10 protein-coding genes are annotated in these 12,866 nt (G+C 65.6%); 6 read left to right on the top strand and 4 right to left on the bottom strand.

All coding sequences use genetic code 11. The features are described from left to right. Positions 1–87: 87 nt before the first annotated feature. The gene (locus E4K64_RS19860; RefSeq protein ID WP_135165024.1) at positions 88–1,209 is read right to left on the bottom strand and encodes a threonine synthase; all 1,122 of its coding nucleotides are present in this window, start codon (positions 1,207–1,209) and stop codon (positions 88–90) included. A 324-nt stretch (positions 1,210–1,533) separates the two neighbouring features. Between E4K64_RS19860 and E4K64_RS19855 the strand changes: the two genes are divergently transcribed. From E4K64_RS19855 to upp, 3 genes are all read left to right on the top strand, one after another. Next, positions 1,534–2,790 (top strand): GTP cyclohydrolase II, encoded by a 1,257-nt coding sequence (locus E4K64_RS19855; protein ID WP_126259227.1) that lies wholly within the window; start codon positions 1,534–1,536, stop codon positions 2,788–2,790. A gap of 7 nt (positions 2,791–2,797) precedes the next feature. After that, on the top strand, positions 2,798–4,036 hold the full coding sequence (locus tag E4K64_RS19850; RefSeq protein ID WP_135165023.1) for a URC4/urg3 family protein: 1,239 nt from the start codon (positions 2,798–2,800) through the stop codon (positions 4,034–4,036). A 164-nt stretch (positions 4,037–4,200) separates the two neighbouring features. Continuing rightward, positions 4,201–4,830, top strand: a complete 630-nt coding sequence (gene upp, locus E4K64_RS19845; RefSeq protein ID WP_135165022.1) for a uracil phosphoribosyltransferase — start codon at positions 4,201–4,203, stop codon at positions 4,828–4,830. Positions 4,831–4,838: 8 nt separating this feature from the next. On the opposite strand, the gene E4K64_RS19840 is transcribed toward upp, so the two are convergent. Both E4K64_RS19840 and E4K64_RS19835 read right to left on the bottom strand, forming a co-directional pair. After that, positions 4,839–5,951, bottom strand: coding sequence for a M48 family metallopeptidase (locus E4K64_RS19840; RefSeq protein WP_135165021.1), 1,113 nt, complete (start codon positions 5,949–5,951; stop codon positions 4,839–4,841). Positions 5,952–5,954: 3 nt separating this feature from the next. Next, positions 5,955–7,100, bottom strand: coding sequence for a DUF898 family protein (locus E4K64_RS19835; protein WP_209311975.1), 1,146 nt, complete (start codon positions 7,098–7,100; stop codon positions 5,955–5,957). Positions 7,101–7,488: 388 nt separating this feature from the next. Here E4K64_RS19835 and E4K64_RS19830 point away from each other — a divergent pair, with 388 nt between their 5' ends. Together E4K64_RS19830 and E4K64_RS19825 are read left to right on the top strand one after the other, a co-directional pair. Beyond that, on the top strand, positions 7,489–8,754 hold the full coding sequence (locus E4K64_RS19830; RefSeq protein ID WP_135165019.1) for a cytochrome P450: 1,266 nt from the start codon (positions 7,489–7,491) through the stop codon (positions 8,752–8,754). 179 nt (positions 8,755–8,933) lie between these two features. Further along, positions 8,934–10,208 (top strand): cytochrome P450, encoded by a 1,275-nt coding sequence (locus tag E4K64_RS19825; RefSeq protein ID WP_167772131.1) that lies wholly within the window; start codon positions 8,934–8,936, stop codon positions 10,206–10,208. Positions 10,209–10,643: 435 nt separating this feature from the next. Here the strand turns inward: E4K64_RS19825 and E4K64_RS19820 are convergent, their stop codons facing one another. Then, complete coding sequence (locus tag E4K64_RS19820; RefSeq protein ID WP_135165017.1) at positions 10,644–11,564, bottom strand: LysR substrate-binding domain-containing protein; 921 nt, start codon at positions 11,562–11,564, stop codon at positions 10,644–10,646. Between the two features lie 125 nt (positions 11,565–11,689). Between E4K64_RS19820 and E4K64_RS19815 the strand changes: the two genes are divergently transcribed. Further along, positions 11,690–12,859: an acyl-CoA dehydrogenase family protein gene (locus E4K64_RS19815; protein ID WP_135165016.1), complete on the top strand. Its 1,170-nt coding sequence runs from the start codon at positions 11,690–11,692 to the stop codon at positions 12,857–12,859. Positions 12,860–12,866 lie beyond the last annotated feature (7 nt).

Genomic DNA, 12,866 nt, shown 5'->3' with positions numbered 1-12,866 from the left:
GCCCAATCTCCGTGCCGCCTTCTAGGTCCCGGCTCGGCGCTGCAAGCCAAAGGCATTGCAGCGCGTCCGGGACACTCGCCCGGCGAATTACTGCACCAGATCGGCCACGGTCGTTGCCGCCTTCAGGCCGGTGCCGGTGAGGACCGCGACCGTGGTCTCGGTCGCCTTGATGGCGCCGTCGGCTGCGAGCTTGTCCAGTGCGGCGGCCGCGCTGGCGCTGGTCGGCTCTGTGAACAGGCCCTGGCGCGCAAGGCGGCGCAGCGCGGCGGCTCCATTGCGCTCACCGAGGCGGAGATCGCCGCCGCTCTCGCGCAGGGCGCCGATGATCTCGCGCAGGCGCAGCGGATGCTTGATCGCGGTGCCTTCGGCGATTGTCTTGCTCACTTCGCGAGCGACGGGCGTATCGACGCCGGCCTTGAAACTCGCATCGATCGGCGAGCAATTGAGCGGCTGCGCCGCGAACAGGCGCGGCAGTTTCGATATCTGTCCGGCTTTCTTCAGCTCGCGAAAGCCGAAGGCGCAGCCGAGCAGGCTGCTGCCGGCGCCGACGGGAACGATGACGTTGTCGGGCGCACGGAAGCCGAGGTCCTCCCAGATCTCGTAGGCGAGCGACTTGGTGCCTTCCAGAAAGAACGGCTGCCAATTGTGGCTGGCATAGAACGTCTGGCTCGACTGGCGAATGGCCTCCGCCTCGGATTCCTCGCGCGGTCCCTCGACAAGCTGCACCGCCGCGCCATAGGCGCGCACCTGCGCGATCTTGGCCGGCGAGGTCGAGGCCGGCGCAAGAATCTTCACGCGCATGCCGCCGGCGGCGCCCAGTCCTGCCATCGACGAGCCGCCATTGCCGGAGGAATCTTCGAGAATGGCCGAGACGCCGATCTGGCGGAGGAAGGACAGCATCACGGAAGAGCCGCGGTCCTTGAAGCTGCCGGTCGGGTTGAACCATTCCAGCTTGAACAACGGGCGCAGCTCGCCCCAATTCTGCTGAACCAGCGGTGTGCAGCCTTCGCCGAGCGTGATCGGATTCTTGATCTCGACCGGCAGTGCGGCCCGGTAGCGCCAGAGCGAGCGGGTGCGGCCATCGATATCATCACGCGAGATGCCGGCTCCCGGCGTCACCAGCAGCGGCGTGCGCGCGTCCGAGCACCAGCGCGGCTGGTCGAGCGGGTAGAGCTGTCCGTTGCGGGGGTCGATGTAGCTGGCAGGCATGGGGGTCTCCAGAATAGAGCCGATCCGGTCGATATGTCCGAATATGCAGGCTTTATCCAGTCGCCAGTTCGGGCCGCCGGGGCGCCGCCCGCCCCTTCAAAAATTATAGCAATTACATAGATATAGGGAGCATTCTGGCGCCATTCGCCGATCCGGACGGGCGCTGAACGGGTCTCGGCGGCCGCGCACGATTAACTTGTCTGTCGCTCGCCGGGGTTACAATATGTTGGATTGAGCTTGCGTCGCCGGCTGTTCCGAGAGCCGTGCCGCAAGCGAGCCAGGCCCGTCCGAGCGGCGGGCCGTTGGCTTTTTGGGAGCCTGGACATGAGCCGCGCGAACCGTACCGACCACATCCGCCTGACCTCCCATCCGGAGCCGGGCCGGACCTCCGCCTTTCCGATCCACTGGGGCGCCACCGAGGCGCGCGCCCGTGGGCCGGTCATCGGCACGGTGTCGCGCGCCGGCGATCGCAACGTGATCGGCAGCCATGGCGGCTCCTACGCGATGTACCGTGCGCTCGCAGTGTCCGCCGGCGCGCTCGATCCGATCCGGCGACCCGACCTCACCAACACGTTTCCGGCCGCGACGATCGGCCCGTTCCCGCAATGGAGCGATCCCACCAAGATCGTCGCGCTCGATCCCTGGGGCCATCTCGTTGCCGAGAACTTCCGCCAGGAGATCGCCGAGGGCGCCGATATCCGCCCCAGCATCGCGGTGACGCGGGCGCGGCTGGACCTGCCGGAGATCCGCGAGGCGCTCGCCGCAAAACGGCTGCGCGCCGACGGCGAGGTCGTGCACGCCAATGGCAGCGTCTCCGTGGTGAAGATCGCGATCGATCCGGTCTGGTACCTGCCCGGCCTTGCGACGCGCTTCGGCACCAGCGAGACCGAGCTGCGCCGCACGCTGTTCGAGCAGACCGCCGGCATGTTCCCCGAGCTGGTGACGCGCCCCGACATGAAAGTGTTCCTGCCGCCGATCGGCGGCACCACCGTCTACATGTTCGGCGACGTGACGAAACTGCCGGATCATCGCACTAGGATCACCTGCCGCGTGCATGACGAGTGCAACGGCTCCGACGTGTTCGGCTCCGACATCTGCACCTGTCGGCCCTATCTGATCCACGGCATCGAGGAATCCGCGCGCGGCGCGCAGGAGGGCGGGCTCGGGCTCGTCGTCTACAATCGCAAGGAAGGCCGCGCGCTCGGCGAGGTCACCAAATTCCTGGTCTACAACGCGCGCAAGCGCCAGGAGGACGGCGACGCCGCCGCCGCTTATTTCGAACGCACCGAATGCGTCGCCGGCGTCCAGGACGCGCGCTTCCAGCAATTGATGCCGGATACGATCCACTGGCTCGGCCTGAAGCGCATCGACCGCTTCCTGTCGATGAGCGACATGAAATACGACGCGCTGACCTCGCAAGGGATCGACATCGTCGAGCGCGTGCCGATCCCGCCGGAGCTGATCCCGGCCGACGCCTATGTCGAGATCGCCGCGAAGAAGGCCGCCGGCTATTATTCGACCGACATCGCGCCGGAGAAGGACGTCGATGGCGTGGTCGGACGTTCGCTGGAAAAATACTGATCGCACGATGGCGGACGCTTTGGAACGACAGGCCCGCTCCCTGCTCAGCGCAGGAGCGGTGCGCGCGCGTGCCGGACAGATGCTCGGGCTGGGCCTTGCCGGCGGCTTGCGCCACTTCACGATCGATCTCGACCGCATGGACAATGTCGCGGAAGCCGTGCTCGCGGTGACGCGACAGGCCTATCCGACGCTGGAGATTCCGTTCCATGCGCGCTGGCGGCATTTTGTGATCGGCGGCGTCGACCGCTGGGCGCGGCTGGCGGACGCGGCGCCCTGGCCCGATCGCGAGGCACGGGCGCGTGCCGAGTTCGACCTTGCCATCGTAAGCGTGCTGCTCGACGCCGGCGCGGGCGCGACTTGGCGATATCGCGATGCGACGAACGGCGAGAGCATCGGCCGCTCCGAGGGACTCGCGATTGCGAGCCTCGACATGTTCGCGGGCGGCCTCTTCTCGGGCGACGCCCGCGTGCCGTTCAGGGCTGATGCGGACGTGCTGGCAAAACTGCCGCTCGGCTCCCTCACATCCGCCTTTCAGGTGAGCGATGCCAACCCGCTGCTGGGCCTCGAGGGACGCGTCGATCTGCTGCGGCGTCTCGGCACATTGGTGGCGGAGCGCGCAGACGTGTTCGGCCTGCGTGACGCGCCACGGCCGGGCGGCCTGTTCGATCACATCGCGGCGCAGGCAAAGGGCGGCGCCGTTGCCGCGCCGGCGATCCTCGCCGCGGTGCTGAACCAGCTCGGACCGATCTGGCCCTCACGGCTCGAGCTGGCGGGCGTCCCGCTCGGCGATTGCTGGCGCCATCCCGCGCTCAAGGCGGACGACGCGACGGCAGGCCTCGTGCCGCTGCACAAGCTGTCGCAGTGGCTGAGCTATTCGCTGATCGAGCCGCTGCAACGCGCCGGATTCACCGTGACCGACATCGACGGCCTGACCGGACTGGCCGAATATCGCAATGGCGGCCTGTTCGTCGATCACGAGGTGCTGCGCCTGCGCGATGGCGCCGATGCCGAGCGCGCGCACGCGGTGGATTCGCTGCTCGTCGTGGAATGGCGCGCGCTGACGGTCGCACTGCTGGACCGGCTCGCGGAACTGGTTCGCGCAAAACTCGGCCGCACGCCGGAGACCTTGCCGCTCGCCAGCATCTTGGAGGGCGGCACCTGGGCCGCCGGCCGCGCCATCGCCTTCGCTCGTCGCCCCGACGGCTCGCCGCCGCTCAAGGTGATCAGCGACGGCACGGTTTTCTAACCCTCTCCCCTTGTGGGAGTGGGTGGCTTCGCGAAAGCGAAGCCGGGTGAGGGGTTGTCTCCGCGGGCATATCTCTCGCTTGAGTTCGTGGAAGCAGACCCCTCATCCGGCGCTTCGCGCCACCTTCTCCCACAAGGGGAGAAGGGAAGAAGAGAGAATCCGTCATGGAAGGCGTCACGATCGTCGATCATCCGCTGGTGCAGCACAAGCTGACCCTGGTGCGGGACAAGTCCATCTCGACCAAATCGTTCAGGGAGCTGATCAAGGAGATCGGCATGCTGCTCTGCTACGAGGTGACGCGCGATCTGCCGCTCGCCGACACCGTGATCGAGACGCCGCTGGCGACGATGCATTCGGCCAAGATCGCCGGCAAGAAGCTGGTGTTCGTGCCGATGCTGCGGGCCGGCACGACCTTCGTCGACGGCATGATGGACCTGGTGCCGACCGCGCGCGTCGCCCATATCGGACTCTACCGCGAGCCGCACAGCTTTGCCGCGGTCGAGTATTTCTTCAAATCGCCGTCCGATCTCAGCGAGCGCCTCGCCATCGTGGTGACGCCGGTGGTCGCGACCGCCAACACGGCCGTCGCCGCCATCGACCGGCTGAAGGAGCGCGGCGCCAGGGACATCCGCCTCGCCTGCCTGATCGCAGCGCCGGTAGGATTGGAGCGGCTGCGCGGGCTGCATCCCGACGTGCCGATCTGGACGGCGGCGGTGGACGAGGGCCTCGACGACAACGGCTTCATCCTGCCCGGCCTTGGCGATGCCGGCGATCGCGCCTACGGAACGCGATAGGCAGGAGCCTAGACCTTCCCGCTGCCGCAAATCAGCTTCAGCGACTGCCATTCCTTGTCCGTCAGCAGCGGCGGGCCCGAGGCCGGGCGATCTTCCCTGGTCATGCGGGCGAGGCGGTCCTCGGTCAGCGGGTGGCTGGCGAGGATGGTCGTGAGCGTCGAGCCGCCTTCCTTGCCGGTGATGCGGAACATCAGCTCAGCCGCGGGCTTCGGCGAGCGGCCGAGCTTGTGCATGATCTCGATCGCGAACGTATCGGCGGCGGTCTCCGCCTCGCGCGAATAGGAGGCTTCGACCAGGCTGCGCGAGGCGAAGATCACCGCGGATGAGCCGGTGACGTCGCCGAACAAGAGGCCGATCAGGAACGAGGTGCCGCCGTTGTAGATCAGCCCGCGCATGTTGTCGTAATGCTTGAGATGACCGAGCTCGTGCGCGAGGATGCCGGCGAGCTCGTCGGGGCTTTCGGCCTTGTCGAGCAGCCCCTTGAGCAGGTAGACCTTGCCGCCCGGCAGCGCGAACGCGTTCGGCACCGAGGTCGGCAGCACGCCCGCGGTCATGGAATCGTCGTCGAGGCCCGCGGCATCGCGCAGGCGGTTGACGAGCTTGGTGAAGGCGGCCTTGCCTGCGGGGTCTTCACAGACGCTGCGGCCGAAGATGGTCTTCACCTGCACTTCGGCAGCGTCGCCGATGCGCCGTTCGACGGGTTTCGGCACCAGCGGCGCCAGACGGTCGGCGGCGAGCGGCACGCCGAACAGAACGACGCAGACGATGGAGACGGCGGCCGCCACCGACCAGCCGACGATTTTTGCAATACCCCGGCGCGACGTCCTGTGCTCGTCGAGCCGCATGCAACGGACTGTCACGTCTGCGGCAAGCGCCGCGTCGCGGATTTCCAGCCGCGCCAATGGCGGCGCGGCGGTGCACGAAAGGCGCAGGATGCCGGGCGGACTGTCGGCGCGGCGGATGTCGCCGTAAGCCCAGCGAACCGGCGCCCCGCCCTCCTCGGCGATCTCGAGCGCATCACCGAGCGCCAATGTCACCTGCCGCCTGCGGCTCGACGTTCCGTCGAAGAAGATGGTCGGCTTCGCTGACGGCGCCGGCGCCTCGGCAAATGTTTCACTCACAGCTTAGAATCCCGCGACATCGAGCCCGTCGGCAAAACCTTCGCCGAGCGCGCTGGCAAGCTGGCCGCTGCCACGCACATCCGCCGCGGCCGCGATGTCGTGCACCTCGACGGTCTCCAGTACCTTGGCCCAGAGATCGCGCTGGAGATAGACCCGCATCACGATGTTGATCGCGAGCGCCAGGGCGAAATAGCCGATCACCATCATCACCACCATCGGGATGCTCTTGGTGGCGTTGTCGCCGGCGAAGATCTCCTCGGCGGAAACGCCGCTCAGCTGAACCAGCAGCAAGGAGCCGCCGCCCATGTAGACAGCGAAGGCGACCGTGAGCAGCATCCACCAGCCGACCACCTTCCAGTACAGTCCGTAGAATGCATCATGAGGCAGGTTCGAGGACAGGCTGACGCCGCCGATGCGGATGCCGTCGAGCCACCAGCGCCATTCGCGCGCCTTGAATTCGGCATAGAAGAACGGCGCGAGCGGGAAGACGAAGAGCGCGATCGGGCTGAGCAGCCACAGCCACCAGGCACGCTTGAAGAAGGTCCAGCCGTCACCCTCGAAATCGCCGGTGAGATCGCCGTAATGGCTGTGCTGCATCTTGTAGCGCTCGAGCGCGGCCGCGCGCCACGGCAGCGCCAGGCCGAGCGTCAGCAACACCAGCAGGCCCCAGGCCATGGCGCGGAACGAATAGGCCCAGCCGGAGCCGTCCATCCAGAACCGCACGCCGCGCCAGACCGTCCGCGTCAGCCGGTAGCGTCGCGCGCGAAAGATCGCGAACTGGCCGAAGGCGTAGAAGCCGATGAACAGCGGCGTCGAGGCAAAGCCCTGCCAGCGCTCGAACTCGATGCCGATCAGGAAGTAGGCGAGGTAGATCGGCACCAGGATCGCGAGCGCGAACAGGAAGCCGACCAGGAGCTCCTTGGCCCGCCCGGTATATTCGGCGGCATCGCCGTCGATCGCCGTGTGCGCCCACAGATGACGGCGAATGTCGGTGACGAGCCAGAACCGGTAGAAGCCGAAGGTGACGAGCTCCAGCATGGCACCCTTGGTGGCCATTTTTCGGAATTCGGTGCGGTTGCCGGAAAACTCGACGCGCGTCGGCGGCAGCGGCGGCGGAATGGGCTCGGAGCCGATCGGGGTCCATTGCATGTCGTTCACGGCGGCAACCTCGGGATGTCGGTCTGTTGCAATCAAACTATAGATCCGAGATTGGTCGATCCCCAACACGGCCGGGTTCGATTTAGCTCGATTCCAGTCGATTCTTGCATGATTTCACGACAAACGGTGTGCGGGGGATCACGCTGCAGCTTCGTAGCCCAATCCTGTAGCCCGGGTGAGCGGAGCGATACCCGGGGACGCCGCGAGCAAGGTCCCGGAGGTCGCTTCGCTCATCCGGGCTACTCATTCCCCTCTCGCAAAAGTTGGATGTGGCAAAACTCTCCCTTGCTCCGGCGCAGACAACCGGCTGTAATTGCAAATCAAATACCGCAGCGCAGAATTCAACGAGAACGCGCGGTTCGTGCCAGGGAGAACGGTCATGCATGGGACCATCGAGAGCGCAGCCAAGCTCGACGCACTTCGCGAGCGCGCCAATTCATTGCCGCTGGAGCAATTCGATCCGGGTGATCCCGAGCTGTTCAGGACCGATACGTTCTGGCCCTATTTCGATCGCCTTCGCCGGGAAGACCCCGTGCATTATTGCAAGGACTCGATGTTCGGGCCGTATTGGTCGATAACGCGCTACAACGACATCATGGAGATCGAGACCAACCATGCGGTGTTCTCCTCGGCCTCCGCGCTCGGCGGCATCACCATCCGTGACATCGATCCGGACCTGCGCCGCGAGAGCTTCATCTCGATGGATCCGCCGCGCCACGCCGCCCAGCGCAAGACGGTGGCGCCGATGTTCACGCCGACGCACCTGGACAACCTTGCACTCAACATCCGCAAGCGCTCGGCCGAGTGCCTGGATAATCTGCCCCGCGGCGAGGTGTTCGACTGGGTCGACCGTGTCTCGATCGAGCTGACGACGCAAATGCTCGCGGTGCTGTTCGACTTCCCCTGGGAGGACCGCCGCAAGCTGACGCGCTGGTCCGACATCGCCACCACGATTCCCGGGCCTGATGGCCTCGTCGCCACCGACGAGGAACGACTGGCCGAGCTTGGGGAATGCGCGGCCTACTTCTCGCGCCTCTGGAAGGAACGCGCCGAGCAGCCGCCGAAGAGCGACCTGCTCTCGATGATGGCGCATGGCGCCGCGACGCGCGACATGGACGCAAAGAACTTCCTGGGCAATCTCATCCTTCTGATCGTCGGCGGCAACGATACCACCCGCAACACCATGTCCGGCTCGCTTCTCGCGCTGAGCCAGCATCCGGAGCAATATCGCAAGCTGCGCGAGAATCCCGCGCTGCTCGACAGTTTCGTTCCGGAGGTGATCCGCTGGCAGACGCCGCTGGCGCATATGCGCCGCACCGCGCTCTCCGACTTCGAGTTCCGCGGCAAGCAGATCAAGAAAGGTGACAAGGTCGTGATGTGGTACGTCTCGGGCAACCGCGACGAGGAGGCGATCGAAAGGCCCTACGATTTCATCATCGACCGCGCCCGCCCGCGCACGCATCTGTCCTTCGGCTTCGGCATTCACCGCTGCGTGGGCCTCAGGCTTGCCGAACTCCAGCTCAAGATTATCTGGGAAGAGATCCTGAGGCGGTTCGACCATATCGACGTGGTCGGCGAGCCGAAGCGGGTCTATTCGAGCTTTGTTAAGGGTTTGGAAGAGCTGCCGGTGAAGATTGCGGCTTAGGACATCTCCCTCCCCCCGTTCTTACGGGGAGAGGGTCGGGGTGAGGGGCTCTCTCCGCACACACGCTGAGAGACGGATTCGCGGAGAGTCCCCCTCACCCGGATTGCATCTTCGATGCAATCCGGCCTCTCCCCGCAAGCGGGGAGAGGCGAAGGAAGAGAAACACTGGAGCCACGACGATGAACATCCAAGCGCCGGTTAAGGTGGACAAGGCCGAACGCATGCGCAAGGCCCGCGAGGAGGCCTATGCGACGCCGCTGTCGCAATTCCACCCCGGCGCGCCACGGCTGTTCCAGGACGACACGCTGTGGCCCTGGTTCGAGCGGCTGCGCAAGGAAGAGCCGGTGCACTACTGCACCAACGCGCCGATCGAGCCGTACTGGTCGGTGGTGAAGTACAACGACATCATGCATGTCGACACCAACCACGGCATCTTCTCCTCGGATTCGACGCTCGGCGGCATCTCGATCCGCGACGTGCCGGAAGGCTACGACTATCCGAGCTTCATCGCGATGGACCAGCCCCGGCATTCGGCACAGCGCAAGACGGTGTCGCCGATGTTCACGCCAACGCATCTGGACGAGCTCGCGAAGCTGATCCGCCAGCGCTCGCGGACCGTGCTGGACAACCTGCCGCGCAACGAGACCTTCAACTTCGTCGAGCGCGTCTCGATCGAGCTGACGACGCAGATGCTCGCGACCCTGTTCGACTTCCCCTGGGAGGAGCGGCGCAAGCTGACGCGCTGGTCGGACGTTTCGACCGCGCTGCCCAAGAGCGGCATCGTCGCCTCCGCCGAAGAGCGCCGCCGCGAGATGGACGAATGCTACGCCTACATGTCCAGGCTGTGGAACGAGCGCGTCAACTCGGAGCCGCGCAACGATCTGCTGTCGCTGATGGCCCATAACGACGCCACGCGCCACATGGACCCCGACAATCTCATGGGCAACATCATCCTGCTCATCGTCGGCGGCAACGACACCACGCGCAACACCATGACCGGATCGGTGCTGGCACTGAACGAGAACCCGGAGCAGTACGACAAGCTCCGCGCCAATCCGGAGCTGATCGACTCCATGGTGCCGGAAGTGATCCGCTGGCAGACGCCGCTGGCGCATATGCGTCGCACCGCGCTGCAGGACACCGAGATCGGCGGCAAGCACATCAAGAAGGGCGACCGCGTCGTGATGTGGTACGTCTCGGGCAACCGCGACGACGAGATGTTCGACCAGCCGAACGAGTTCATCATCGACCGCCCGCGCCCGCGCACCCACCTCTCCTTCGGCTTCGGCATCCACCGCTGCGTCGGCATGCGGCTCGCCGAGCTGCAGCTCAAGATCGTCTGGGAGGAGATGCTGAAGCGCTTCGACCGCATCGAGGTGGTCGGCGAGCCCAAGCGGATCTATTCGAGCTTCATCAAGGGGTATGAGACGCTGCCGGTGCGGATTCCGGGGTAGGGCAAGCCGCCTCTTCAACCTCCGCTGTCATGCCCGGCGAAGGCGGGGCATCCAGTACGCTGCGGCTTCTCGGCTCATGCACTGCTGGCTCTGGAATACTGGATTGCCCGCCTTCGCGGGCAATGACACTGAGAGTGGGCTTAAAAAGCGCGTCTCACACCCTTCTCATCTCGAAAGTGCTGGCCCCGCTATAAAATTTCGGCATGACAGCTCGCGCCAGATGCGAAGGGCCGGCTCTCAGCTTGTGTCCTAAACCACCGCCGAGACGTCGGTGCGCTCCCTCGCCCCGTTCTTACGGGGAGAGGGTTGGGGTGAGGGGCTCTCTCGGCGAGGTCAGTGACAGTTGGACTCGCGGAGACTCCCCCTCACCCGGAATTTGCTACGCAAATTCCGGCCTCTCCCCGCAAGCGGGGAGAGGCGAAAAAACAAGCCGCGTCAGCTCAACTTGATGTCCCACACGCCGTCCTTGCGGCAGGCGGCGACTTCCTCGCGCAGGAGGGCTGTGACCGCCAGCGAAGCCGTCGAGACTGGTCGGTCGATCGGAGAAGCGAAAATGAGCTCGCGCGTCATCGGCTTCGACACGGATGTGGTTTCCAGCCGCCCCTCCGCGACCTCGCCATGGACCGACGAGGGCGGCAGCAGCGCGAAGCCGAGCCCCTCCTCGACCAGGCTGGTGAGCACGCGGAAGGAATCCGCCTCGAGCTGGACGTTGAGCTTGATCTTGCGCTGGGCGGCCGCGTGCTCGATCAGCGCGCGGAGGCCGTGGGAATGAGAGGGCAGCACCAGCCGCTGCCGCAGCAGCCAGCCGATGTCGACGCTCTTCTTGCGCACAAGGCCGCAGCCGCGCGGCCCGACCGCGACGATGTTGTCGCGCCCCAGGCTCTGCACGTTGAGATGCAGATCGGCGGAGCGGCCGTAGAGGATGGCGAGATCCATCTCGCCGCGATGCAGCCATTCGACCAGATGGCCGCTGTAGCTCTCGACGATGCGCAGCGAGATGCCGGGAAACTTCTCGACGCAGCGCCGCGCAAAGCGCGCCGACAGCACGCAGCTCACGGTCGGAACGAGGCCGAGCACGACCTGGCCGGACGGCGGCCCTTGGGACGACTGGATGTCGTCGCGGATCTGGTCGATCTGCCGCACGATGCCGGAGGTGCGCGCCAGCAGCAGCCGGCCGGCTTCGGTCAGCACCATGCCGCGGCCGTTGCGGGTGAAGAGTTCAGTGCGCAGCTCGTGTTCCAGCAGCTTGATCTGCCTGGAAAGCGCCGGCTGCGCCACGCGCAGCGTGTCGGAGGCCTTGGAGAGGCTGCCGAGCTCCGCCACGCAACTGAAGGTCCTGAGCTGCCGGAAATCCATGCTTGCCAATCCTGGAAGGCTACTTCATACGCTATAACAAATGAGCATAGGGGGCTGGCGTTGTTTTCACAACGCCAGGGGATTGGCCGGCGTTATCTTAACTGCCGCTAGGAACGGGAAACGCCATGAGCGAAGAACACCACACCGAAGATTACGCCGACATCCGCGAAGCCGTCGCAAAGCTCTGCGCGCAGTTTCCCGGCGAATACTGGCGCAAGCTCGATCGCGAGATGGCCTATCCCAAGGCGTTCGTCGATGCGCTGACCGAGGCCGGCTATCTCTCGGTGCTGATCCCCGAGGAATATGGCGGCGCCGGCCTGAAGCTTTCGGCCGCGGCGGCGATCCTGGAAGAGATCCAGCGCGCCGGCTGCAACGGCGGCGGCTGCCACGCCCAGATGTACACGATGGGCACCGTGCTGCGGCACGGCAACGCCGAGCAGAAGGCAAAGTACCTGCCGAAGATCGCGAGCGGCGAGTTGAGGCTGCAGGCCTTCGGCGTCACCGAGCCGACCAGCGGCACCGACACATCCTCGCTGAAGACGTTCGCGCGCAAGGAAGGCAACGACAGCTACATCGTCAACGGCCAGAAGATCTGGACCAGCCGCGCCGAGCATTCCGACCTGATGGTGCTGCTGGCGCGCACCACGCCGAAGGAGCAGGCCAAGAAACGCACCGACGGCCTGTCGGTGTTCATCGTCGATATGCGCGAGGCCAAGAACAACGGCCTCGAGATCCGCCCGATCCGCACCATGATGAACCACGCCACCACCGAAGTGTTCTTTACCGACATGAAGGTGCCGGCGGAGAACCTGATCGGCGAGGAAGGCAAGGGCTTTCGCTACATCCTCTCCGGCATGAATGCCGAGCGCATCCTGATCGCCGCCGAATGCGTCGGCGACGCCAAATGGTTCATCGCCAAGGCCACGAACTACGCCAAGGAGCGCGCCGTGTTCGGCCGACCGATCGGGCAAAATCAGGGCATCCAGTTCCCGATCGCCAAGGCCTATGCCTCGATGCGCGCGGCCGAGCTGATGGTGAAGGAAGCGACGCGCAAATACGAGGCCGGGCTCGACTGCGGCGCAGAGGCCAACATGGCCAAGATGCTGGCTGCCGATGCGTCCTGGGAAGCGGCGAACGCCTGCATCCAGACCCATGGCGGCTTCGGCTTCGCCGAGGAATACGACGTGGAGCGCAAGTTCCGCGAGACGCGGCTGTACCAGGTGGCGCCGATCTCGACCAACCTCGTGCTCTCCTTCGTCGCCGAGCACGTGCTCGGCATGCCGCGCTCGTACTGAGGTCCGG

The organism is Bradyrhizobium frederickii (assembly GCF_004570865.1).
GTDB lineage: Bacteria > Pseudomonadota > Alphaproteobacteria > Rhizobiales > Xanthobacteraceae > Bradyrhizobium > Bradyrhizobium frederickii.
Note: the sequence above shows the minus strand (reverse complement) of the source record. Positions and strands in the feature narration are given on the sequence as shown.